Here is a 24,281-nt window from a genome sequence, read left to right as displayed (position 1 = left end):
GTTAATTGCCACCATAGCTAGGGTTGAGGCAGACAACGACGCTGAATGCTTTGCCATGCATTAACATGAGCAAGATTGGCTTGTTTAAATTGTTGAAAGGCGTGGTCAAGAGCCAGTTGGTGCTGAACTTGATTTAGCGCGTACCGTACTGGCTCTAGAAAGGGCGACAGATTTAGGTATGCACGGTTTAACGAGGCGGTATAGCTTTGAATGGTCGGGGCATAATAGTGGTGTAACACATTGTTCAAGCGGGTCACTCGGGTCTTATCTCGTTGCGCGCCACAGGGAATTTTGTCTTGATTCGAGCGCAATATGTGGCTGCTGGTGTCGAGCCAAAGTGCACTGCGTTGTAATGAGTAGGTGAGTCGGCCAATCAACTCAGACTTTTCAAGCGCTTCTTGAAAGTGAACCAATTTTGTGGGCTTTATTTGGTCGAACTGCGCCTTGATAATGAGAGTGTGCAGCGCAGTTAAGGCCTGCCATGCCTGCTTAACGTCGTCAAAATAATACTCTTGGCTATCGCTAAACCAGAGTGACGCCATTAACTGGTGCCTCATTGCCTCACTGCCTAAGAGAAGGTTGTGAAAATGAGCCATCATATCCTCATACTTTTGTTGTTTTATCTCATCGAGCAGATGGTATTGCGCTTGGCTTAGTGAACTTGATTTTTGACACTGATTCAACGTGAATAAAAACTCGGTTTGATAATCAAAGTCGCGAAATGGGTCTTGTACTTTCCCTAATGACGCATTTTTTTGCGCAATGATTTGAAATAAGCCACAGGCTCTTAATGCGTAACTGTCAATCAGTCCCATACTTCGTCTTGGAATGGTTAAAATGAGGTGGCGCTTTGAGGGCAGAGCGCTATCTTGTTCTTGAGGTGCCTCGGGCGACGTCACAGTCAATACTCTCGATAAGCGCGCGGCATATTCGATAAAGTCATCTTCAGGGCTGTGCCACTGGCAGGCGCTAAGTAAACCGCTTGCCACCACAACCAGTAATACGCGTAGTAATTTTTTTGCTATTACTAATGAAGCACACTCTATTCGCTTGACTGGGGAGACGTTGAATAAAAAAGACATGACCGTTTCTCCTCATCGTAACAGGTGCCGTACGCTGCACTTTATTCTCAAGCCAAGTGTCGGGTTGTAAACCAAGTTTCCCAATTAGTATGGGACAATGCTTACAAAGACATTGGCGTGTATTGTTTTGCACTAGTATGGGTATCTGACAATGTTTTATGGACGTAAATTAAACGTTTTGCCAGTAAAAACGCTGCAGAGGAAAGGCCTAAAATGAACCCGTACCAAAAGCCTTTCGCTCCCAGCGCGGGGATGACCCAATCGGTTAATGCCAATACGTAACCAATGGGCAAGCCGACCACCCAAAAAGAGAAAAAGGTGCGATAAAAAATCGCTTTGGTGTCTTTGTGACCCTTTAATGCCCCCGCACTCACCACTTGAATGGCGTCCATGCATTGATATACCCCAGCCAAAATCAACAACTGAGTTGCCAAATCGATGACCGTTTGATTGTCGGTATAGGCTGCTGCGATGGATTGGCGAGTGAAAATCGTCGTGGCTGCGGTTAGCACGGCCGTCATAATGGCTAACATCAGGCTCATTTTAGCCGAGGTGATGGCTAAGTGGTGTCGTTTGGCACCTAAGTGATGGCCGACGCGGATACTGGCTGCGGCACCAATACTCATTGGCAACATAAAAACCATGGTCGAGAAGTTTATGGCAATTTGATGGGCCGCCACCGCGATGGCTCCCAGAGGAGCAATGAGTAAAGAGACCACGGCAAATAAGGTGACTTCGAAAAAGATCGCAGCGGCGACAGGGACGCCTAAAGCAAAAAGTTGCCATTGTTGTTGAGCAAGGATGGGGTGCAACTTAGAAAATATGTGCAGTTGTTTAAAATACCGCGAGTAACAAATATACCCAAACAGGAGAAATAACATTACCCAGTAGACGATGGCAGTGGCAATACCACAACCTATTCCTCCCAGGCCTTCAACGCCCATAAAACCGTAAACAAAGAGCCCATTAAGGGGAATGTTGAGCAATAAGCCGATAAAACCAATCACCATTGCGGGTTTGGTTAGCGAAGCGCCATCAGTGAGGTTACGCAGCGCTTGGAAGAGCAAAAATGCGGGGACAGAAAATAAAATGGCATACATATAGCCGTTGGTGATCGTCGCTATGGTCTCGTCAACTTGCATGAAGAGGAGGACTTGTGGCGTGAATAATAAAACACCAATGATGGGGACAGACAATAACAAGGCCATATAAATACCTTGTTGTGTTGTGTTAGCCACACTTTGTTCTTGCTCTGCGCCAAATAAAGAAGCGATCACCGGGATTTGCGCCATCAGTAAGCCAACGCCAAATAAGATGGTCGGCAACCACAAACTGGCGGCTATTGATACGGCGGCCATGTCGTTGGCACTCACACCACCGGCCATAAGCGTATCCACCACCCCCATACCAGTTTGGGCTACAGAGGCAATAAAAACCGGAGAAGAGAGTTTTAAGAGAGCGATAATTTCTTGCTTATTCGATGGCACAATCTTTCCTTGGTTACGTAACGATTAATAGTGAAGAAGAATTGAAACAGAGAAACCACAGCATCATAATAGAATGCCACTTACTAGGCTATGAATATCTAAGTCAGAAATATTAAAAAAGGTGAATATGTTTACTGGGATTGTACAAGGGGTTGCGCCGGTGACGGCGATTGATAAAAAAGTCGGATTGAATACACACACATTGACCTTTCCTCAAGCTTGGTTAGAAGGGTTAGAGATTGGCGCGTCGGTGGCTCACAACGGATGCTGCTTAACGGTTACACACATTGAGGGACAACAAGTTCAATTTGACTTGATGGCAGAGACGTTAGATAAAACCAATCTTGGGCAATTGTCTTTGGGAGAGGACGTCAATATTGAGCGTGCGGCGCGCTTTGGTGATGAAATTGGTGGTCATGTCATGTCTGGACACATCATGACTCAGGTGGCTTTGCTCGATAAAGTATTAAGCGACAACAATTGCACTTTGTGGTTTGAACTGCCTAAGGCTTATCAAGCCTATGTACTTGAAAAGGGCTTTATCGGCCTCAATGGCTGTTCCTTGACGGTAGGAAAAGTTGAAGAAAACCAGTTCAGCGTTCATTTGATCCCTGAAACCCTATCGAGAACTTTGTTTGGTCGTATTGAAATCGGCGATAAGGTCAATTTGGAAATAGACAGTCAAACTCAAGCTATCGTTGATACTGTGCAACGAGTTTTAGCGGCAAAATAATACGCGACGATTGATTGCCTAAGTTAAACCATGTTGATGTGCTAGATCGCTTAACCAAACCGGTTAAAAAATTTGTTCATCATCAGCATCTAACTGCAAGGCAACTCGTTCGTGTATGTGATCGACAGATAAGGTCAAATGAATCGGGTGACAACAAGCGACGCAATCTTCGTAATAATCTTGATCACCTTCACTAGTGTCCAGCGTAAGTCGGTAGTGGTGCCCACAATGTGGACAAGTAATGTTTTTGTGAGAGATCAATGTCATGACTGACTCCTTGTGTCGTTGTTAAGCGTATTATTGAAACAGCTCATAGAGTTCTTGTTGCGTACTTTCAAGGTGCTGTCCACCGTATTGCAACAGCAACAACAAACGGTAATACAAACGATAAAGGTGGCGGCGCTCTTCATAGCCATGCGCCAAAGGCCGATAAGCCAAGTAAGCTTGATAGAAACTATCCGGTAGCGGGGAGTTAAATTCTAACATGGCAAGATCGCACTCTGCGTCGCCCCAGTAGCAGGCCGGTTGAATGCACCGAGGTCCTTGAGGGGTGAGTTTAATGTTTTCAGGGCATAAATGACCATGAATGAGAGATGGCACTGGTTGATGGTGTTTTAATCTTTGCTTGGTTTGTTCGACAAAATCGTCTACCTGACCAAAATACAATCCTTGCTCGGCCAGTAAAGCGAGCAACCATCCAATGCGCTGCTCAGCGAAGAAGTCGGCCCATTTGTCTGTCCAGCGGTTGGGTTGCAAAGTCGATACGATGTAGTTGTCGGAGTCGAAGCCAAATTGTTTTTGTTCGCCCCAGTTGTGTAATTTAGCCAGTTGTATGCCCAATTGGCTGCTACTTTTTATGCAGAGAGGCTGTTCTGTCTGCCAGGGGTAATACAAAAAATACCCTTCTTTGCACTGACCAAGGGAGATGGCTTCAGGAGGGATGAGGGTTTGGGTGTTGGCCAGAGTTTGGCAGGTATCGAACTCTGATTCGAGAAGGTGGCGATTGGATTTGTCTGTCAGTTTGAGATAGAGACATTGGCCGTTTTGTAAAGTAAGCCGGTAGTGATCAAACAAGCCGAGTTTGTCGAATTTGGTTTTGCTCTCTATGTGAGTCTGATAGCCCAAAGAATGGGATATTTGTTCAGCGATTGACTGCCACATTTTCTCTTCTCCAGAAAAATACTGTTGTCAACTGACCAAAGCATAGTACAAGAATCAGACCTCATGTTTGATGACTCAATTTAGTGTGATCTTGGGCAAGTTTTAATTAAAAAGGTCAAATTTTTGGGGGATTCATTCACTTTTTTGTCATGTAACTCGTAGTACTACAATTAAGTTCAAGTTACACTGTTTTTTTGATCTTTATTCCAAAAATTACTCAATGAAAATTCTTGTCTGCGATGATTCAGCGGTTGCGCGTAAAGCCATAATTAGTCACTTGACTTCCTCTAATGAGGTCGACATTAGTGAGACAAGTGATGGCTTACAAGCGATGTCAGTACTTAAAAAAGAAGAGTTTGATTTGGTATTGCTTGATTTGACTATGCCAAAGTTCGATGGCTACCAAGTACTCAATGCGATTCATCGAGATAATGCCATTTCATACCGGCCAAAAATCATCGTTATCTCAGGCGATATTCAAAAAGAAGCCATCAAAAAGTGCCTTGCGCTCGGGGCCAATACCTTCTTGAGTAAACCCTTTGTTTTTCAACAGCTCAAAAACGCCTTTTCACAGGTTGGTTTTGAGTCCTGTATCAATACGATTACTCCAAGCCTTGAACAGCATGCCAGTCATGAAGAAACCTTGTTAGAAGGCTGTAATATTGTTTTAGGTAAAAGTACCGCATTACTTGCTGAGCACCTTGGTCAGTGGATTTCCATGCCTGTACCAAGTGTGTTTTCATTTGAGGTTGATGATTTTCTTGAAGAAGCGATTGCGCTCCCTGATCACAATAATTCTCATCGAGTCTCTCAGCGTTTCGTCGGTGGTAAAATTCACGGTGAAGCCTTGGTTTGTGTCAGTGGTGAAGGTCTTGAAGATTTTGCTGAAAAGATGGGCTATAACGAAGAGTATACATCGAAAAATGAAACCTTACTCAACTTGTCAAACCTATTAATATCGACGTTTGTGAAACATTTTGGTCAATTGCTTAGTCAACCTTTTTCATTGCGACAACCTGAGATCTATTCAGGCCCAATTAATATTGAAACCGACAATAGCCAACTCTTTGCCATTAGCTTTGAGTACACGATAGATGCCTTACATATCAAGGTGGTTGTCTGTATTGACCAGTTTTCTCTCGACAAGCTTTATCAATTATTGAGAGGTGGCAATCTTGAACGAGAATAACCAAAATCAAGCTCATCATTGGTTGATGCAAGTCCTTGACTCTTTAGATTCAGGGTTGGTGGTACTCGATAGTAAACACGAGGTCTGTGCTTGGAATGGTTTTATGCAGTCCTACAGCGGGATAGAAGCATCAGACATTATCGGTAAGCGATTGATGGACTTTTTTCCTGACATACCTTGGTCTTGGTTAAACAACAAAATTAAAACGGCATCCGTGCTAAAGACGCGTTGCTTCTCTAGTTGGGAATATCAACCTTACTTGTTTAAGTTTCGAAATTTCTCTCCAATGTCACATCATCACCAATATATGTATCAAGACATTATTTTCACCCCGATTATAGATTTAAAAGGTGAGGTGAGTCATACAGCGATACAAATAAACGATGTGTCTGAAAGTGCCCACAGTAAAATTTTGCTGAGAAAAAACAATCAGGCATTGACAGAACTCAGTCGACGAGACGGCTTAAGTGGGTTGTTTAATCGGGCTTATTGGGAAGAGACGTTAAAAAATCAATTTAACTATTGTCGAGTGGCAAAGAAGATTTGTACTTTAGTGATGTTTGACATCGATAACTTTAAAGTAATCAATGATACTTATGGTCACCCAGCGGGGGACGAAGTCATTAGACATGTCAGTCAGCTATTATTAAAAACGGCTCGCAAAAGTGATATTTGCGGTCGCTATGGTGGTGAAGAATTTACGGTTTTATTGCCCGATACGACCTTAGATCAAGCAAAGTATTTTGCTGATCGTTTGCGAAGACGGGTTGAAGAGTCGGTGGTGTATTTTGAAGGTGCCCGTCTTTCGTTTACCATTAGTGTTGGCGTCAGCCTGTCTTCGGATATTTTTGAAGACTATACCGATTGGCTAAGCTCTGTAGACTTTGCTTTGTATCAATCGAAAAGAAACGGCAAGAACCAAGTTTCCCTAGCGCAAAAAAAATAAACCGCCCTTGGTCTATTAGTGTAGTAACTGGCTAATTAGTATATAATATCAGTAACTATGCGACACATTTAACAGATGACCTTGGAGAACACTGTGGTTGTAGATACGGATGGCTATTTGGCATTGATTGAACACTTGGCGCTGAATCTCGATGTCTTTGCCGATGAAAGCGGCGATACGGGGTTAGAAACCGTGGAAGATATTGTCACAGATATGATTGCGTCTAATATCATGGCGTTGTTTGAACAGAACCCTGAGCTGCATTCCAGCGTGAGGTTTACCCTGCTCAAAGAAGTTGATTCGGTTGTGGCGGATTTAAGCGAAGTACTCGCTGGTGTATGGTCAAAGAAAGCCACGGTAGAGCAAATTAATTTTCTCGATGAATATGTCAGCTTAGTCAAAAACTTATTTGACACCGCTGTGGCCAAATACGATTAAATGAATGAATCTATTAAGCAACTTATTGATTAATAAGTTGTTTTGTCATCTAGTAGACAACAAAGTGAAATAATTCTTTAACATTAAGCCCATACTCTGTGGCTAAATTTGGAATCGAACTCTCACTTTGTTGGCAAGCTAATGAAAACCACGTCTAAAACGCCTTTTTCTTTCTCTTTAATACTCGCCATTTCACTTGTCTTTCTTTGTTTGTTAACGATGGTTATGGGGCTGGCTTTAACCAGTTATCAAGGTACCAATAATATTGCCCAGCGCTTTCAATCACTTTCTCATGATGTTTTACCCTTGGCGTTTAACAATGCGGATCTCACGCAAAATGTGCTGAAACAAGTCAAGTTGCTCAATGCTGGGAGTCAAACCCAATCTTCGGAGCAGTTGGTAGAGATAAAACAACAATTGCAGCAAGATATTAAAACCAGCAATCAGCAAATTGAGCAGGTGACGGTGGTTGCGCAGCGCGTCCCCAGTTTTGTGGAAAAAAAAGCCATTGATGATTTACATGCACTGACGAGTGAATTTTCGGCTCTGGGTTATCAAGTTCTCGATTTACAGCAACAAGCCCTTGATCTTGAGCACAAGATCAGCCAGCAAAGTGACAGTTTTCGCTATGGCATTCAATCGATTGGGACTGAAATGAGTCGTATTGCTTCTTTTCTTGCCACCGATGATCCTGAAGCTATGGATGCGGCAAATCGTTTTGTTGCTGCGTCTGCTACGATGGAGCGGACTTTTATTGCGTTGATGATGGAGAGACGAATCGATAAAGCAAAGCGACTGTACAAAGAATTGTTGACTCGAATTTCCGGCTTGGATTTGGCTTACAGTGATTTTAGTGAACTCCACCCGGATGTAGAAGACTTTACCAGCTTAACGGCACCGTTAGAGCTTGTTCGACAGGGATTTTCTGAACAAGGCCTGTTAAAAAATGTCATTGTGCAGCGAGGTATTCAGTCACAACAATCGACACAAATTGCGCAAGCTAGCCAGGTGGCAAATCAAGCGATTGACACACTCAATATTATTTCTGAACAAATCTCTCATTTGATCAACCTAAGCCAAGCACAAGTGACGAAAACGATCGATCACTTGAGTATTACCTTGATCTTCTGCAGTGGTTTTATTTTGGTTACGGTGATTTTGGCCTGGCAGGGATTGCGTATTTGGTTAAACCGCGGGTTGGTCAATTTAGCGCGCGAGATGGAAAGCATTGCCCATCACAATTTTAGCGCTATGGTGTTACTCAAAGGCCCTAAAGAATTTCAAAACTTAGCCCAATCACTGAACCGCGTAGTGACATCGACACAAACATCGTTAACCGCTGTTAAACAAAACGGTAAAACATTACTGAATACGTCTTTGACTAACCGTGAAGTGGCTCGTTTATCTGAAGACAGCTTACTCTCGCAAAACACCGCGATTGACACTTTAATGGACACCGTTCATCAGCTAGAGTCTTCAATAAGCGAGATTGCGACTATTTCTAGTCAGTCTCTACTCGAGGCTCATCAAGCGACAGAGTGTAGTCAGCAAGGAGAGCAAGTAGTTGAGACCAATCAACGTCGTTTGTCCAAACTAGAATCGTCATTGAGCCAAAATCAAACCGACATGGAGGCGCTTGATATGCAAGTATGTAAAATCAGTCAAGTTGTTGAATTGATTAGTGGCATTGCAGATAACACCAATTTACTGGCGTTAAATGCGGCGATAGAAGCGGCTAGAGCGGGTGAGCAAGGGCGTGGTTTTGCTGTTGTTGCTGATGAAGTGCGCAAACTCGCGACAGATACCACAGAGCAAACCAACAGTATTCGCACTATGATGCAAACGCTGGTGGATGCCGCAGAACGTTCAAAACAATCGGTCGATAACCTCAGAGAAGAAATGCATATTGCACTCACTTCGAGTAGCGAAGTTAAAGCGGTCTTTAAAGAGATTGAGCATTCGGTTGGCAATATTAAAGAGCGTGTTGAGCAAGTCTCATTAGCCACCGAAGAGCAAGAGAGAGCCACATCGGATGTGGTGAGCTCAATCAGAACCATTTCGACCTTGGGCCAAGAAACTCAGCAGCATGTGCGCGATATGGTTGCCAACACTAAAACCGTCACTCAGGTGGCCAGTGACCAAAATACCATGTTGGAGAAATACTCGTTATAACGGTATGCCTCGCCAAAAAGGGCAGGTATGGAGCTCGATGGTACACGGGGCGAGCCCCAATTAGCGGGTACAGAGTTCTGAATACCCTCAATAAATGAGGGTTACCCCTGGGATTGGTATTACCAGTAAACTCAAGTACAATTGAATTTTGATTTTAAAAATAGAGTTCATGTCGGTCCATTCTTTTCAAAGCGTTTATAAATTGCGCCTTGACCAATCTACGAAACCTTTTAATGCACGAGGTTCAAAAGTTCAACGTTGCGCGAAATGTGCTGTGGCACTTCAATTTTGTCTTTGCCAGTATAAAGTGGTCATCGGAAGTGAAGCGCGCTTTATGGTGTTATTATCCCAAAATGAAGTGTTTAAGCCGAGCAATACCGGGCGACTTATCGGGGATATTTTTCCTAATAGTCAGTACTTTCAGTGGCAACGCACCCAAGCCCCCCAGGCATTACTTGATGTACTGAATCATTCAGACTTTTTTCCTGTGTTGATTTTTCCCGATCATTACGCACAAAAATCAAACTCGATGAAGTTAGCCGTTAAAAATGAGTTACCACGTCACAAAAAGCCTTTATTTATCTTACTGGATGGCAGTTGGCGTGAAGCGAGGCGCATGTATCACCAATCACCCTATTTACACGATTTACCTTTGTTGTCATTTACCCCACAGCAAATATCACAATATCAAATGCGTAAATCTGACAATTTAAACCATCTCTCAACCGTTGAAGTGGCCAGTTTGTGTTTGGAGTGGTTTGGCGAAGAAAAACAGGCACAATGCCTTCAGCATTGGTTTGCTGTCTTTCGGGAAAGTTACTTGTTGAGTCGTTCGCAAGGAAGGGGCAATATTGAACGCGAGCAACTGCGCTTGTTTTCAGCCCACTACCAAAGACACAGTGGGCGAGTTGTGAGCGAAGACGGTTAACTCTTCGCTTTTTCACCGATACCGAGTTGCTGTTTCGGTTTTAACGTAATAGCGGTGAAGCCCAATTTGCGAAAATGGTTATCTCGATAGTTTCTCACTGCTTTTGTGTCAGATACGGCTTCGATTTGTTGTTCCATTTTTAAGTACGCAGTAATGTCGATGCCTTCATAGGCGGCAACGGCTTCATGAATGTTACGAAATTCTTGATAAGAAAAGGTCAGAGATTTCTCAATGCCTTGGTAAGTGTAAAGTATGGTTCTCGACATATTGTGGTCTATTTTCTCATTGTTGGCTCAGTAGCAAGTGTGCCTTTATTTTTCAATAATGTCATTATATATCAGCAGGTCACTCGGCGAATTTAAGTTGACGAAACACTGCTTTGGCAAAGGCGGTAAGCGAGTGGCGTTAATACGAGAAAAAAATGACGTCATTTTCCGTTCGTTGTTATTGAGCATCGTTTTTAAGATCAAGGTATCACTTTGGTGAAGTAGACCAAAGGTTGGTTGCAATCGCTCGCCATCAAAAGCAATATAACTCATGGCATCCTCAGACGTAGATAGGCACACACGTTCGATCACTTGCTGAATAAAGGGTAAGGGAAGTTCTGGAATATCGCAGGGGAGAGTGGCTAGGTAGGGGGTGCAGATGCGCGCGCTTGCGGCGTGTATACCGGCAAGAGGGCCTTGATAACCTTGATATTGATCGGTGATCACAGGGGCGAATTGTTGGTGAATGGCGATGTTGCGATTTGCACTGATCAAGCAATGTCGAAAGCCTAATTCATGCAACTGCTGCACAAGGTAATCGGTCATATATCGGCCAGATCTTTTCAGTAAGCCTTTATCTTTACCGTGCATTCTCGACCCCATACCGCCGGCCAAAATAAGCCAAGTTACACGGTCTAACGCACTATAACAAAATTTATTGCTCATAAAAATAATCATCTAAACAAGATAAACACAATAAAAACATAAAAAAGGCCATTATGAAATACAAAAACATCGTCATTCTAACAGGGGCCGGTATCTCCGCTGAATCTGGAATTAATACGTTCCGCAGCAGCGATGGCTTATGGGAAAGTCATCGAATCGAGGATGTCGCCACCCCCGAAGGCTACCTTAACGATCCAATATTAGTACAAGACTTTTATAATAAGAGACGACAACAACTTCTTAGTGACAACGTCACACCTAATGCGGCTCATCAAGCATTGAGTCTATTAGCAAATCACCCAAACATTGAACTGACCCTAGTGACACAAAATATCGATAATTTACACGAACGAGGTGGGGTTGATCGTGTCATACATATGCATGGTGAGCTTTTAAAAGCGCGTTGTCCAGAAAGTGAACAGGTCGTTGATTGCGAAAGTGATCTAGACATTGATACGCATTGCCATTGTTGCCAGATCCCCAGCCCTATGCGACCTCATATTGTTTGGTTTGGTGAAATGCCGCTTAGGATGGACGAAATATACCACAAAATCAGTCAGTGCGACTTGTTCATTGCTATCGGCACCTCAGGTGTGGTCTATCCCGCGGCTGGCTTTGTTCATGAAGCAAATCACGTTGGCGCCCATACGATTGAAGTCAATTTGGAGCCAAGTGCTTTACAAAGTGAATTTCATGAAAAACGCTATGGCAAAGCCAGTGTTGAAGTACCGCTTCTGGTGAATGAATTGATTGAACCTTAACGAACGCAGCAAAGGAAACCCATTGCCTATGATTACTCTTCATCACATTCCCGATACCCGCTCAAATCGAATTATTTGGTTACTCGAAGAGTTGGGTCTAACTTATCACATTGAGAATTATCGTCGTGACCCTGTCACAAAAGAAGCCGATCCCAAATTAAAAAATATTCACCCTTTAGGGAAAACCCCAATTTTAACCGATGGAGACGTTTGCCTGGCCGAATCTGGGGCAATTATTGAGTATTTACTCGATCATTACGATTCAAATCAGCAGTTTAGACCAAGTAGCTATCCTAAGAAGCAAGACTATCTCTATTGGCTTCACTTTAGTGAAGGGTCGTTGATGCCACTTTTGATCATGGGGTATGTTCACCACATCGCCCTTGATAAAGGCGTACCTTGGTTGGTAAAGCCGATCATTAAGAAATTCGTTATGGGCTTACAGCGATTGTTTATTGCGCCGCGCTTAAAGCCTCAACTTGATATGATTGAAACGCACTTGAGCCAGCAGGCTTATTTTACCGGCGCCGACTTTAGTGCAGCCGATGTACAAATGATGATCCCCTTACAATTTTATCAACAGCGGTTTGGTACCGATGCGTACCCATTTATTACGGCGTATATTGAAAAAAACACGCAAAGACCGGCTTACCAAACCAGCTTAAAAAAGCATGGATAGAATAGAAATAACAACGCGAATGAGCTAGCCCATTCGCGTTCATTGACTCGTGAGTTCTGATGGTTTTATCGCCATCAGGGGAGGTTATTTTTTTACTGTTATTTGGTTGATGACCTTTTTAACATCATTTTGATCACCGGCAATAATCGCGGCCAATTCACTCATTGATGCTGAAGAGACTTCACCCGATAGAGTGACAACGCCATCATCGACAGAGACCTTAATGTCCGTGCCATCAATATCTTGGTCTATCAATAGGGTCGACTTAACCACAGTGGCAATTTTCGCATCAAGCACGCTTTGAGTGAGTTTTTGCTGTGTGGTTTTTTCACCGCTAGTGACCTCTATTTGGTTATTGACGCTTTTCACACCGTCAATGCGTTTAACCACTTCTTCGGCTAGACGCTTGTCTAATCGGTTAGGCGCTTGTCCTGTTAGGGTAACAATGCCATTTTCGACATCAGAATGAATGTCTAAACTGCTCAAATTGCTATCGAATAACAATTTTGCCTCGATTTTACTGGAAATCCACGTATCTTGAGCCTGTGCTTTCCATTCCGACGTATCAGCTGCGAGCGCTGGTACAGTTACGGTGATTAAAGAAACAGAAAGTAACAGGGCTTTGAGATAACGATTAATATGCATAGAAATCCTCTATTTTTATCATGTAAATACGATAGTCATTTACCTTATTGCTACTGGGCGATGTGGGTGAAAACAAACAGCATTATCGCGATAGAACTTGATCAGTCCTACAAGCGTAATAAGTAAAAAGGCAAATAAAAATGATACTAACCTGATTAAATATCTCATCAATGATGATACTGATTAAAAGACGCCCAGTTGGCATCCTCTCGATAAGAAATTGATCAATAACGCCTTGCAGTATTTCAACTGGCAAAGGAGACCAAGTATTTAATAAGATAAGTAATTTATGCTTAATACTATGGCATAAAAGCATCGCAGCATTGTAATAGTTGAGTAAATATAGAGTCATTTCATTCAATAAAAAAAGCAGAGCTTAATAAGCCCTGCTTGTCATTATAGATAAATTCGAATCGGTTAGTTTTGTACTTTGAGTTTTTGAAAGTACTCTTCGTATAACGTGCTGGCTTCACCCACTTCATCTTGCCAAGCGCCATTTTCGATGGCCTTTTGTGGGGGATAGATATTGGTATCTTCAATAAAAGATTTAGGCAATAATGGGTAAGCCGCTTTGACTGGAGTCGGATAGCCAATATCGAGAGCAATTTTTGCTGCGTTTTCAGGACGTAATAAAAAATCAATCATTTTCAATGCGTTATCTACGTGCTCAGCGCCACTGGGTATGGCTAAGCTGTCCATCCAAAAAATCGTGCCTTTCTCCGGCCATATCATTTGGATATTTGCCCCTTCGGCGCGAGCGGTGTGAGCTGAGCCATTCCATAGCATACCAAGAGGGGTTTCGCCAGCCAGGTAAGGGTTGGCCGGGTAATCAGAATTAAATACCAATACGTTTGGCATCAGTTTCTTTAGTTCCTCATAGGCTTGTTTGATTTCTTTAGGGTCGGTGGTGTTCGGTGAGTAACCCAATTTAACCAACGCGATATGAAAGACTTCTCTTGAGTCATCCATCATCATTAATTGTCCCTGCCATTTGGGATCCCATAAATCTGCCCAGTTTTTAATGTCTGATGCATCAATCATATCTTTATTGACCCCTATACCCGTTGCTCCCCAAATATAGGGAATAGAGTAGTCGTTGTTTGGATCAAAAGGCTTATTGATGTAGTTGGGGTCTAAATCGGCAAAGTGAGTCAGTTTTGACTTGTCGATCTTTTGTAACATACCTTCTTTGCGCATTTTAGACACAAAGTAAGTGGAGGGCACAACCAAATCATAGCCTTGACCTTGAGTTTTGAGCTTGGCGTACATGGTCTCGTTAGATTCATAGGTGGAGTAGATCACCTTGATCCCGGTTTCTTTGGTAAAGGCTTCTAGAACTTCACTAGGGATGTATTCTGACCAATTGTAAAAATACAATTCGTCATCATCAGCTAAGACAACATTTGAAAATACACTCAGTGAGGCCAATGCCCCAAAAAGAAATGACTTTTTCATGGTGTTCCATCCATATTATTCAGGCTTGAGTTCATTACGTTGGGAAAAGGTTCCCAACGTAACGTAATGAGTCTTTATTGTTACTGTGACTTATCACGGCCGACCCACTGGGAGGCCATAACTAACAACAAAGACACGACCAGCATCACCGTCGCAAGCGCGTTTACTTCTGGTGAAATTCCGACCCTGACCATCGAATATATTTTTAATGGTAATATTTCATAGGTCGGCCCAGTCACGAAAGAACTAATAATGACATCATCGAGAGAGAGTGTAAAACTTAATAACCATCCGGCTGCAATGGCAGGTTTAGCAAGCGGAAATATAATTTTATTTAAAATAACCCACTCACTTGCTCCCAAGTCTTTAGCGGCTTCCAACATTTTGACATCAAATCCATTCAGTCTGCTATACACCGTGACTACGACAAATGGCAAGCAAAAAGTAATATGGGCAATGAGCAAAGTAAAAAAGCCCAGTTGGAAGCCAAGAACCAAAAATAACGCTAGAAAAGCAATTGCCATGACGATATCAGGTGACATCATCACGATGAACAATAGCCCATTAACCATTGACTTCCCTTTAAATTGGTAGCGAAATAAAGCCACTGCAGTCAATGCGCCAATTAACGTCGCAGCGGTTGCTGAAAATAAAGAGATGACCAATGAATGCCAAGCCGCTTGAATCAAACTATCGTTGCCAGTTAATGCTTCAAACCATTTAAGGGTAAAGCCATCCCAACGCATACCAAATCGATTTAAATTAAAGGCATTTACTATTAGAACAATAATCGGTAAGTACAAAAATAGATACACCAGAGACATAAAACTCAATCGCAATGCCTTCATGATAAATCCTCCATTTTACGATTGAGAAGTTTTCCCGTACGGTAATAAATATAGAGTAACAGCGCCATTAAGAAGGTGAGAGCGATACTGGTTGCAGAACCGAATGGCCAATCACGAGCATTGAGTACTTGGCTTTTAATGACGTTACCAATTAATAGGTTTTTGGCTCCACCTAATAGATCTGAAATATAAAACATACCAAGCGCAGGCAGTAACACTAATAAACAACCCGCAATAATACCAGGGGTGGTAAGCGGTAGTATTATTCGACGAATAACTTGAAAACGGTTTGCCCCTAGGTCGCGTGCTGCCTCGATGTAGGCCGGATCAAGTTTTTCAATCGCAGAATAGAGGGGCAGTATCATAAATGGCAGTAAGTTTATCACTTAGGTATATTTTTACTTTAGTAGATAAATTAAGGGATTAACACCAAGAATTTGAAAAAGTTTGATGTCATTGACGTTCGACATCAAACTTTAAATTAAAACAATCGCCAGGCCTAATCGCTTAGTCCCGCGAGTCGTTTTAGTTCTTCACTGTCTAAAATGGTAATGTATTTACCTTTAACTTCAAGGATGTCTGTTTTTTGAAAGCGACCGAGTAGGCGACTGATCGTTTCTACGGTTAAGCCCAAATAGTTGCCGATATCACCACGGGTCATGGTTAGTCGAAACTCTCGAGGGCTAAAACCGCGCTGGGCGAAACGGTAAGACAGACTGTAAATAAAAGCAGCCAATCGCTCCTCAGCATTTTTTTTAGAAAGCAATAAAATCATATCCTGATCGCCTTTGATCTCATTACTCATTAACCGCATGATTTGTTGTCTGAGCTTGGGCATTTTTCCTGATAAGTCATCAAGGATCTCGTATGGGATTTCACATACCATAGAGGTTTCAAGTGCTTGTGCGAAACTCGGGTGCATGTCTTCATTGATGGCATCGAAACCAATAAGGTCACCGGCAAGATGAAACGCGGTAATTTGTTCATCACCTTGTTCTGTGATGGTGTAACTTTTTACCGTGCCGGAACGAATCGCATAGAGCGATTTAAGAGTCTCTCCAGCTTTAAACAACTCTTGACCTTTTTGAATCGGTTTTTTGCGTTCAATAATTTGGTCAAGTTGATCTAACTCTGAGTCATTGAGACTAAAAGGAATGCAGAGTTGACTGATACTGCAATTTTGACAATGTATCGCGCTGCAATGAGAAGCGCTGGTTCGTTTATCTGCAATCATAATAAGGCTACCTTCCTATTTTTTGTGCTACAGAGATGATAGCACTGGCTGATACACCAAGAAATAAAAGAGAAGGCTCTAACGTCACTGCTTTTGATCTGTGTCAATAAAATAGGTAACCATGTTAATGGTTGATTACTTTTAATCAAAACGTTACTGCGTGAAATTAACGACTCGTTAAGGGGAATTTTTGTTATAATTTCACCATTAATTCTAAAAAAATGCTTACTATGCCAGCTCAAAAACTGACTCCAGCAAGAGTGATTCACCTTATCATTGTCCTTTTAGTATTATCGACGGCTTTCTTTTGGCGCACCTTTAATCCAACCGACGCAGCGCCGATACTACTTGAATGCCAGCCGAGTAAAACGTGTCAATTCCACGATAAAGACAGTCAGGGTGAGTTAAGGAATGTGCGACAAGACCAGTGGCAATTGAGGGTCTTTGATACCAAGTTATCGGAAAAGGCGCGCTGGCGTGTTCAAGCGAAAGGAGCGCAGAAAATAGTGCAGCTTGACGTGAATCAATGGATCATCACTGGTGATCAGACAGAAACAATAACGCTTATGTTTGAACAAGAGCCGGCAGTAAAATTCGAGCTGAGTAGATAAACCTGTTTGCAGATTGCCTTGTCGCTCAAAGCCAAAAACATATAGTCAATCTCTATGAGTTTTTGAGCGATCGAATTTACCACAGCGACAACTTTCGGGTTGTTTAAGGTTACATTCTAATAATGACTTAATAATCTGTGATTAATTAAGTCATTATTAGGTATTTTATGGTAAATTCAGTTATGTTCAATACATAACACTTTTTTGAAGATAAGTACCCAGAACAGGGAGGTTATCATTAATTTAATCCGCTCAACAAGGCTTTATTTAACATAATATACATAATGCGCACTTAGAGTTAGTTTGTTAACGTCAACTCAATGGCCGTTTTGATCCACTCATAACGATTTAAAACCATGGTTTATGTCGTTGGAATATCTGAGCTACGAGTTTTGGCTTCTAAATGTTTATTGTCGAGTCTTGAACCTTATCAAAGACTCTTTTAAACCGAGCTTTGGCTTTGAACCAGACTTGCTCAACAAGCTAAAATTACCCAATTAAAGATTCAGTAAAAAACGACCTAGTTTACGGCTTTGGAGTTCTTTTAAATCTGTTCCCGCTAATTTGACGTTAGCAAACCAATACGGCTTGTGCTTATCAATAAAAATTTGGCTCTGTGACATGTTTTCGTAAATAGAAAATGCCTTTGCTTGCGCTAAAGCGACACCGTATATACTTCTCTGCTCTAATGGCTGGTTAAGAACATCTTCTTGCACCGCTTGTCGTATATGGGTGGCATTGGTTGGCCAATCGGTAAAGTGATTAATCAGTTTGTCGGTTAACAGTATTTCTGTCTTTGCTAACACTTCTGGCAGGAAAGCCAATGATGGTAAAACTTCCGAGCACGCGTAGTATTCTTCACGGCGATCTTGCTCTCTAAATTTCAACATGACAGCAATCAAGGCATCATCAAATAAATGACTGAAATGATTGGCAATTAAAAACTGACTGACGGTGCGTAACACGCCAATCAAAACACCGCATTCAGGATCTTTCACGCCGGCATTCTCTAGGCGCAATCGAGTGGCGTTCGCTGTTATTATCATGTGTTGCCAAAGTTTAGGCACCATGACTTTTGTGTTGTTATCCGACCATTTTAGCATCGAGCGAGCCATTAAGACCGGAAATAACAAACGCGCATTTTCAACGCCGATTTGAGAGGTCGCCACTTTGGGATCCTGGACAACCCTAACTCGGTGTCCCATCCTTTCACAAAACATAGGGTCATTAGTTAAATCAATGACTTGTGTTGATAAATGATGACTTAATGTGGTCAACGAGTGGAGTTTTGACAAAGATAACGAGGGTGAATAAGCAAAAGAAGAAAAATGATCAAATAAAGGAATGCCACCGTGGAACAGCTTTTCAATTGGGGTTTCAGTGAAAAACTGAGTCATTAAGCGCTCTGCATGGCGATTAACAACATTCACTACTCGCCCAATCGTCTGTTGTTGATGGTCTATTTTTTGCCGTTTTTCTTTTACTTTTTCTTGCTCACACAAAAGTAATATACGTTGATTTCGTGTGACTCTTTCTGACTCGTCGAAGATAACGTCTTCGCAAAACTTGCCCTGTAAGCTTAAGGTTGAGTCTACCGATGCTTGGTTGAGTAAAAACTTGCTACTGACAAGCCATTTATAGTGACGCTGATGCACTTCGTTGCTGATTTGCCTAGCGGCTTCAATTGCCTCAGGATTATACTGTTTATCGTAAATAAGTGGTGTTATTGGCATGATATTTCTGGCGTATGTACAGGTATATCTATAAATATAGATGATTAGTCTTGTTTTAAAAGCTGACTCAAATCTTGTTTAAGGCTCGATACCTTTTGGCTCGCCACTTCACTTTTTGACGCTTCAGATACCAGGTACTCGATAGCATCAGATAGAGTGCAACCTAACTCGTTCGCTTTTTCAGATAACTTTTCCCAAACGCGATAATCCAAATCAATAGATTTCTTTTTTGTGTGTTTCTGTTCAGCATTAAAATGCCTTTTACGCTTCGCCCGAATCGCCTGTTTGAGCTTAATATCAAGGGCTTCATCCATATGATGGTTAATCCATTCAAGCACTTCAACAGGCTGATTTTCGATAGCGATTAACGCTTTAATGGCATGGTTGGCTTCACTCTCGTCGATATAACGAGTGACTTTCACACCTTCTCGGACTTTTTTTACTAAGTATTGCCATTTCCAGCCACACTCTAAATTCTCAAGTTGTTGATATTTCATGCTGTAATATACCTAAAACTCACCTGTAGTGACAGGGTAACCCTGAATAGATAAAAACTCAATCAATAAGAAAGTTATCACACCTCAATCACGGTGTCTGTGACTAGACTCCCTACTCTTTGAACGACGTTATATCACTACATTCTCTACCTGTTTTCCGTTATACTCAAACGATTTACTCTCCGTATAAATTTATTAAGACTGGATTAAATGACAAAAGTAGATTGGACCGATGTAACTTTGCAAATGGCAAGCTTTAAAGCCATACTTTCCCAATACCCAACATTAGAGCCGGCGTCATTTTTAGAGCTTCAGCCAAGATATCAATCTGCCTGTCAACAGTTTATGTTGCCCAAAACCATAAGCAAAATATTGAGAATTTGTGGGCCAGATAACACGTTATATCGCTCATTAATCCAAGCGGATTTACAACGCAAAACGGGTGAGAATATTGCTGTGGTACACACAGAAACGCGAGATCTAACCGCGTTATTTCCGCGTATCGATACTCAGGGGAAAGTGACCCCGGGACTGCTAGATAAAGCCAACCATGGCTATCTCATTATTAGTGCCCAATCATTAATGATGTGTCCGGCGTTATGGATTAACCTAAAAAGTGCACTACAAGGATGTGATACCTGCCCTATTCCTTGGGACACCAAGCAAGTAATGAGTGACGTGGTCACTTTTAGCTATGACATTAAATTGGTTATTGTTGGTGATCTCGAACAATGGTCTGAACTTGAATATTTTGATTCTGATTTAAGCTCTGGACTCACTCTTTTTACCGAGCTAGAAACGGAATTAAAGATTACCTCACAGAGCCTCACTCAGTACTTGTGTTATTTAAAATGGTTAGTTAGTGAATTTGGTTACCAATCATTAACTTTAGATGGCATAGAACAAATGTGTACATACGGCACACGTGAGACTGAAGACCAGCAATATTTGCCTCTTGGTTTGTTGTGGCACCAACGTTTACTGTCTATCGCCTCGCAACAAACAGAACAAATTAACAAGGCAACCATTCAATCTGTCTATCACCAAATTAATGATGTCGCCTCTTATTTACCGCAACGAGCGATTAATGACATCTTAGATGGACAAGTCATTATCGAAACAGACGGCGAACGCATTGGTCAAATCAACGGATTAACCGTGATTGATGTTGCCGGCCACCCACTACCTTATGGTGAGCCTGCGCGAATTTCGTGTGTGATTCATTTTGGTGATGGCGATGTTTCTGATGTTGAGCGCAAAGCCGAACTTGGCGGCAACCTGCATGCCAAAGGGATGATGATTATGCAAGCCTTCTTGAGTAGCGCATTAAAGTTAGAAGAACCACTGCCTTTTTCGGCATCAATTGTATTTGAACAATCTTATAGTGAAGTCGATGGTGATAGCGCCTCTTTGGCAGAACTTTGTTCATTGGTCAGTGCTTTATCTGAAACGCCGCTAAAACAATCTATCGCAGTGACAGGCGCCGTTGACCAATTCGGGCGTGTGCAAGCTGTAGGGGGGCTAAACGATAAAATTGAAGGTTTTTATCGCGTTTGTTGTCATCGAGGTCTTAGTGGTGAACAAGGCGTTATCCTGCCTAAAAGCAATGTAAAACACTTAACGCTAAGCGATGACATTATTGATAGTATGAAAAACGATGAATTTCACATTTGGGCGGTTGATCATGTTGACCAAGCTATCCCATTGCTTATGGGGCAGCCTTTTAGAACGGGTGAAAGCCATATTTTGGAAAAAATTGCTCAAAAAATTGATACCTTCGCTCGTCATGAGCCCCCTAAAACCTTGTGGCAACAATTCAAAAACAAGCTGATAAGATACTGATCGGACTTGTTTGGCGTACAGCTGTTCACTACTATGCCCCCTATTAATCAATGGAGCGACTCAAAATGCAAAATAAGCGCGATTCATACAATAAAGAAGATTTACTAGCGTCTAGTCAAGGCGAATTGTTTGGTCCTGGTTACCCTCAACTTCCAGCGCCAAATATGCTAATGATGGACCGAGTAACGAAAATGTCCGAAACTGAAGGTGATTTTGGCAAAGGACTCATCTTAGCAGAGCTCGATATCACCCCTGATCTTTGGTTCTTCGATTGTCACTTCCCTGGTGATCCTGTAATGCCTGGCTGTCTCGGCCTAGATGCCATGTGGCAATTAGTCGGTTTCTTTCTTGGCTGGGTCGGAGGTAAAGGCAAAGGACGTGCACTCGGTGTTGGCGAAGTGAAATTTACGGGTCAAATCTTGCCGACAGCAAAAAAAGTGACTTATGAAATCCATATGAAGCGCGTCGTAAACCGTAAACTGGTTATGGGCCTAGCTGATGGCCGTGTTCTGGTTGACGGCAAAGAGATTTACGTAGCTAAAGATTTGAAAGTTGGCCTTTTTCAAGACACATCTAAATTTTAAGCGTTGACTTTTTATGAAGTGGCTTTATGCCACTTTATTTTTACTCACACACTTTAGTTATAGTGCTTTAGCTTGGGAGTTTAATTCAATACTTACATGACAAACCGACCAATAAAAACGCTTATCGCAAAAAAGGCCCCATATGGAGCCTTAAGCACAGCATCTTGCTGTTGAAATAAATCAAATTGTTGATGATGAGTTGCTACTTGTAGAGTCCCATGTTTTTGTCTTCCCTGGCATCTCGCCATCCACCTAGCCAATAAGAACGAGCATCCATTTGTTGATAAGGACAAGCCTCTTGAGACCTTCCATTGATACCCGCTTTATAGCCTTGTGATTGAGCTCTTTCTAGGCGGTCGCGTTTTTGTCTCTTCATCATTGTAACCTCTACAGATATGGTATTAACACTTCACTGTGAATTAACGGTAGCATTTTAATGACGCTACCATTAAATTATGGGTCAAATTGACGCTTTTTCAAGCACGCATTAATGAATTAAACAATAAATGGAATCTCATGCACAGATTTACGCTTTTCTTTTTCGTCTTACCAAGGCTAACAAGCCCATCGAAAGCATGGTAAATACGCCTAAAGACCCACCGCTTCTTGAAACCGACGTTGTTGATTCACCACGGGCACTAATATCGTCCGAAGTCGCACCGTTGATAGGCACTAGTTTTACGGCAACCCAAGTTTCGTCTTGTTCACCTTCACCACAGGTTGCGTCTTCATCTGTCGAATCATAACCACCACTACACTTGATAGCCGTTGCGGAAATGACACCGGCATTATTAATCCCAGTCGCATCGAGAATTCGATAAGCATTATTCGCATCAGAATAATCGCCGCCGTTGGTTAAGTCATCCAGTAGCCATGCTTGATTATTGAAGATATCCATACGATCACTATCACTACCGGTACCGTCGTATGGGTAGATATAAGCTCGTTTGGTACGCGGTTTACCATTGTATTCACGCGTAGTGACATTGGTGTCAATTTGACCAACGATTTCGTTGTAATCGTTGATTGCACTCGCCGTTCCACCTGCAGATGACGCGGTAATTTCTGAACCGAAGTACGTTGCCGATGGTGAGCTAGCACTAGCATCAGCAACGAGGAAAGGTCGATTTGGGTAAGCACCATTTTGTAGTGAGCCACGCTTAGCTTCACCAATCGCGACTAAATTACTGTTAATTCCTGTTAACTTGGTATTGTAGTAATCATAGTCATCATCGACTCTGGCATCGCTAATTCGAGTTTCAGTCCAGTTACTCGCCGTTGCGTAATCATCTTCACTGACACTAAAGATAGTGGCTTCTTGAAAATAATCATCATCGTCATAGGTATTAAAGCCGACCGCGTAGATCTCACCCGCATCAGTAATGGTAAAATCACGGATACTGGCTTGGGCTAATAACTTGTTATCATCATCGTTGTCATCGATACCATAAAAGTCTTCATCGTTATTGTTCCAATAAAGCGTGGTGACACTACCGGTCGCATCCCAAATGGCCGCTTTGGTATAATAGAAAGTCCCGTAATAATTATCTTGCTCGTAACCAACACTGCCGACGGTATAAGTACCATCGGTTTTCCAAGCTCTTGAGTAATCAAACGCATCTTCATCCGTTGATGAATCCGGGCTGGTTGGTGATATCGACGACACCGTTGCGCGTTCATCACCGGTTGAGAACTCAATCCCCACTAACCCACTATCGCCAGAGACATCACTGGTGATTGAGTTCCACACCACATTGGTCCCAGCATTGTCGTTGTATAGCACAGCGCTGTCATCGGTATCGCCATCGCTTATCTCAGAGGCACCCGTGGTATAAAACGCGTAGGCGTTGGTAGTGGTATCGCCGGATAGTTCACGGTCCCACTCGTCGAAGAACAAGTCCCCCCAAGTGTCACACGTAGCATAACCAAATCGAGATGAACAAAAAGATTGAAAATAATCTGAATCATCAGAGTCTTGGGCGTAATAAAAACTTGGGCTAGAGCCAAAAAAAGCTTCTTCACGGTATTCGAAACCGTCAACAGGGCGACCAGCAAACGGCTCTTCAATCCGTGTTTCACCACCAAGAACGAAGGCATCACAGTTTACACCACCAACGGTATCAGAAGTGAAACAACTGCCATCATCGGCATCTGAGGCTTGAATAGCGGTGCCATAGCTTGATTGATAATCACCGTCCGAGCCTTCTTCTAGTGTCGATGGTGTCTCCACCTCGATCACTCGGTACAAGGCGGCTTGTGTATGAAAACTGCTGGCAACTAACAGTGCAACGGCACTGAGTTTAAAACCTGAATTTTTTCCCATG

General features: G+C 42.4%; 25 protein-coding genes and 1 pseudogene. 11 read left to right on the top strand and 15 right to left on the bottom strand.

The features are described 5' to 3' along the window. Nucleotides 1–17 precede the first annotated feature (17 nt). Together AB0763_RS07030 and AB0763_RS07025 are read right to left on the bottom strand one after the other, a co-directional pair. Nucleotides 18–1,082 (bottom strand): DUF3080 family protein, encoded by a 1,065-nt coding sequence (locus AB0763_RS07030; RefSeq protein ID WP_306100040.1) that lies wholly within the window; start codon nt 1,080–1,082, stop codon nt 18–20. A gap of 101 nt (nt 1,083–1,183) precedes the next feature. Beyond that, on the bottom strand, nt 1,184–2,569 hold the full coding sequence (locus tag AB0763_RS07025; RefSeq protein ID WP_306100039.1) for an MATE family efflux transporter: 1,386 nt from the start codon (nt 2,567–2,569) through the stop codon (nt 1,184–1,186). Between the two features lie 127 nt (nt 2,570–2,696). Between AB0763_RS07025 and AB0763_RS07020 the strand changes: the two genes are divergently transcribed. Further along, complete coding sequence (locus tag AB0763_RS07020) at nt 2,697–3,302, top strand: riboflavin synthase subunit alpha (RefSeq protein ID WP_306100038.1); 606 nt, start codon at nt 2,697–2,699, stop codon at nt 3,300–3,302. A 63-nt stretch (nt 3,303–3,365) separates the two neighbouring features. Here the strand turns inward: AB0763_RS07020 and AB0763_RS07015 are convergent, their stop codons facing one another. Continuing rightward, nucleotides 3,366–3,569, bottom strand: coding sequence for a CPXCG motif-containing cysteine-rich protein (locus AB0763_RS07015; RefSeq protein ID WP_306100037.1), 204 nt, complete (start codon nt 3,567–3,569; stop codon nt 3,366–3,368). Nucleotides 3,570–3,599: 30 nt separating this feature from the next. Next, nucleotides 3,600–4,463 carry a fructosamine kinase family protein gene (locus tag AB0763_RS07010; RefSeq protein ID WP_306100036.1) on the bottom strand — a complete coding sequence of 288 codons (864 nt, stop codon included), beginning with the start codon at nt 4,461–4,463 and terminating at the stop codon, nt 3,600–3,602. A 220-nt stretch (nt 4,464–4,683) separates the two neighbouring features. Between AB0763_RS07010 and AB0763_RS07005 the strand changes: the two genes are divergently transcribed. The 5 genes from AB0763_RS07005 (at nt 4,684) to AB0763_RS06985 (ending at nt 10,136) form a co-directional block, all read left to right on the top strand. Continuing rightward, entirely contained in the window at nt 4,684–5,652 is a 969-nt protein-coding gene (locus tag AB0763_RS07005; protein WP_306100035.1) for a response regulator, read from the top strand. Between the two features lie 25 nt (nt 5,653–5,677). Further along, entirely contained in the window at nt 5,678–6,598 is a 921-nt protein-coding gene (locus tag AB0763_RS07000; protein ID WP_306100122.1) for a diguanylate cyclase, read from the top strand. A 93-nt stretch (nt 6,599–6,691) separates the two neighbouring features. Then, nucleotides 6,692–7,036, top strand: coding sequence for a DUF3802 family protein (locus AB0763_RS06995; RefSeq protein ID WP_306100034.1), 345 nt, complete (start codon nt 6,692–6,694; stop codon nt 7,034–7,036). A 141-nt stretch (nt 7,037–7,177) separates the two neighbouring features. Continuing rightward, complete coding sequence (locus tag AB0763_RS06990; protein ID WP_306100033.1) at nt 7,178–9,208, top strand: methyl-accepting chemotaxis protein; 2,031 nt, start codon at nt 7,178–7,180, stop codon at nt 9,206–9,208. Nucleotides 9,209–9,377: 169 nt separating this feature from the next. Further along, nucleotides 9,378–10,136, top strand: coding sequence for a tRNA-uridine aminocarboxypropyltransferase (locus AB0763_RS06985; protein ID WP_306100032.1), 759 nt, complete (start codon nt 9,378–9,380; stop codon nt 10,134–10,136). Here the strand turns inward: AB0763_RS06985 and AB0763_RS06980 are convergent. Both AB0763_RS06980 and mobA read right to left on the bottom strand, forming a co-directional pair. Beyond that, on the bottom strand, nt 10,133–10,402 hold the full coding sequence (locus AB0763_RS06980; protein ID WP_306100031.1) for a DUF2960 family protein: 270 nt from the start codon (nt 10,400–10,402) through the stop codon (nt 10,133–10,135). The genes AB0763_RS06985 and AB0763_RS06980 overlap by 4 nt on opposite strands. Nucleotides 10,403–10,447: 45 nt before the next feature. Further along, a complete protein-coding gene (gene mobA / locus AB0763_RS06975; RefSeq protein WP_306100030.1) occupies nt 10,448–11,068 on the bottom strand; it encodes a molybdenum cofactor guanylyltransferase in 621 nt (206 codons plus the stop codon). Nucleotides 11,069–11,106: 38 nt separating this feature from the next. Between mobA and cobB the strand changes: the two genes are divergently transcribed. Both cobB and AB0763_RS06965 read left to right on the top strand, forming a co-directional pair. Then, the gene (gene cobB, locus AB0763_RS06970; protein WP_306100121.1) at nt 11,107–11,829 is read left to right on the top strand and encodes a Sir2 family NAD+-dependent deacetylase; all 723 of its coding nucleotides are present in this window, start codon (nt 11,107–11,109) and stop codon (nt 11,827–11,829) included. Nucleotides 11,830–11,857: 28 nt separating this feature from the next. Beyond that, nucleotides 11,858–12,508 (top strand): glutathione S-transferase family protein, encoded by a 651-nt coding sequence (locus tag AB0763_RS06965; protein WP_306100029.1) that lies wholly within the window; start codon nt 11,858–11,860, stop codon nt 12,506–12,508. 84 nt (nt 12,509–12,592) lie between these two features. Here AB0763_RS06965 and AB0763_RS06960 read toward each other — a convergent pair whose 3' ends face one another. The 5 genes and pseudogenes from AB0763_RS06960 to AB0763_RS06940 all read right to left on the bottom strand — a co-directional run bounded on the left by AB0763_RS06960 (nt 12,593) and on the right by AB0763_RS06940 (nt 16,690). Then, nucleotides 12,593–13,153: a BON domain-containing protein gene (locus AB0763_RS06960; RefSeq protein WP_306100028.1), complete on the bottom strand. Its 561-nt coding sequence runs from the start codon at nt 13,151–13,153 to the stop codon at nt 12,593–12,595. A gap of 417 nt (nt 13,154–13,570) precedes the next feature. Then, on the bottom strand, nt 13,571–14,608 hold the full coding sequence (locus AB0763_RS06955) for an extracellular solute-binding protein (protein WP_306100027.1): 1,038 nt from the start codon (nt 14,606–14,608) through the stop codon (nt 13,571–13,573). A gap of 80 nt (nt 14,609–14,688) precedes the next feature. Continuing rightward, nucleotides 14,689–15,459 carry a spermidine/putrescine ABC transporter permease PotC gene (gene potC, locus AB0763_RS06950; protein WP_306100120.1) on the bottom strand — a complete coding sequence of 257 codons (771 nt, stop codon included), beginning with the start codon at nt 15,457–15,459 and terminating at the stop codon, nt 14,689–14,691. Continuing rightward, a pseudogene (locus AB0763_RS06945) lies at nt 15,453–15,833 on the bottom strand (ABC transporter permease subunit); the annotation flags it as partial. The pseudogene AB0763_RS06945 and the gene potC, both read right to left, overlap by 7 nt. A 122-nt stretch (nt 15,834–15,955) precedes the next feature. Beyond that, complete coding sequence (locus AB0763_RS06940) at nt 15,956–16,690, bottom strand: FNR family transcription factor (RefSeq protein WP_306100020.1); 735 nt, start codon at nt 16,688–16,690, stop codon at nt 15,956–15,958. 230 nt (nt 16,691–16,920) lie between these two features. Between AB0763_RS06940 and AB0763_RS06935 the strand changes: the two genes are divergently transcribed. Next, nucleotides 16,921–17,301 (top strand): hypothetical protein, encoded by a 381-nt coding sequence (locus AB0763_RS06935; RefSeq protein ID WP_306100019.1) that lies wholly within the window; start codon nt 16,921–16,923, stop codon nt 17,299–17,301. A gap of 497 nt (nt 17,302–17,798) precedes the next feature. Here AB0763_RS06935 and AB0763_RS06930 read toward each other — a convergent pair whose 3' ends face one another. Then, nucleotides 17,799–19,034 (bottom strand): HDOD domain-containing protein, encoded by a 1,236-nt coding sequence (locus AB0763_RS06930; RefSeq protein WP_306100018.1) that lies wholly within the window; start codon nt 19,032–19,034, stop codon nt 17,799–17,801. A gap of 44 nt (nt 19,035–19,078) precedes the next feature. Then, a complete protein-coding gene (gene matP, locus AB0763_RS06925) occupies nt 19,079–19,531 on the bottom strand; it encodes a macrodomain Ter protein MatP (protein WP_306100017.1) in 453 nt (150 codons plus the stop codon). A 210-nt stretch (nt 19,532–19,741) separates the two neighbouring features. Between matP and AB0763_RS06920 the strand changes: the two genes are divergently transcribed. Both AB0763_RS06920 and fabA read left to right on the top strand, forming a co-directional pair. Next, nucleotides 19,742–21,373: a Lon protease family protein gene (locus tag AB0763_RS06920; protein ID WP_306100016.1), complete on the top strand. Its 1,632-nt coding sequence runs from the start codon at nt 19,742–19,744 to the stop codon at nt 21,371–21,373. 65 nt (nt 21,374–21,438) lie between these two features. After that, complete coding sequence (fabA, locus tag AB0763_RS06915) at nt 21,439–21,957, top strand: bifunctional 3-hydroxydecanoyl-ACP dehydratase/trans-2-decenoyl-ACP isomerase (protein WP_306100015.1); 519 nt, start codon at nt 21,439–21,441, stop codon at nt 21,955–21,957. A gap of 202 nt (nt 21,958–22,159) precedes the next feature. Here the strand turns inward: fabA and rmf are convergent, their stop codons facing one another. Both rmf and AB0763_RS06905 read right to left on the bottom strand, forming a co-directional pair. Further along, the gene (gene rmf / locus AB0763_RS06910) at nt 22,160–22,333 is read right to left on the bottom strand and encodes a ribosome modulation factor (RefSeq protein ID WP_306100119.1); all 174 of its coding nucleotides are present in this window, start codon (nt 22,331–22,333) and stop codon (nt 22,160–22,162) included. Nucleotides 22,334–22,483: 150 nt separating this feature from the next. Next, nucleotides 22,484–24,280: a DUF3466 family protein gene (locus tag AB0763_RS06905; protein WP_306100014.1), complete on the bottom strand. Its 1,797-nt coding sequence runs from the start codon at nt 24,278–24,280 to the stop codon at nt 22,484–22,486. Nucleotide 24,281 lies beyond the last annotated feature (1 nt).

It is taken from the genome of Vibrio sp. HB236076 (assembly GCF_040957575.1).
Lineage (GTDB): Bacteria > Pseudomonadota > Gammaproteobacteria > Enterobacterales > Vibrionaceae > Vibrio.
The sequence above is the reverse complement of the archived record's forward strand: the minus strand, read 5'-3'. Positions and strand labels throughout refer to the sequence as shown.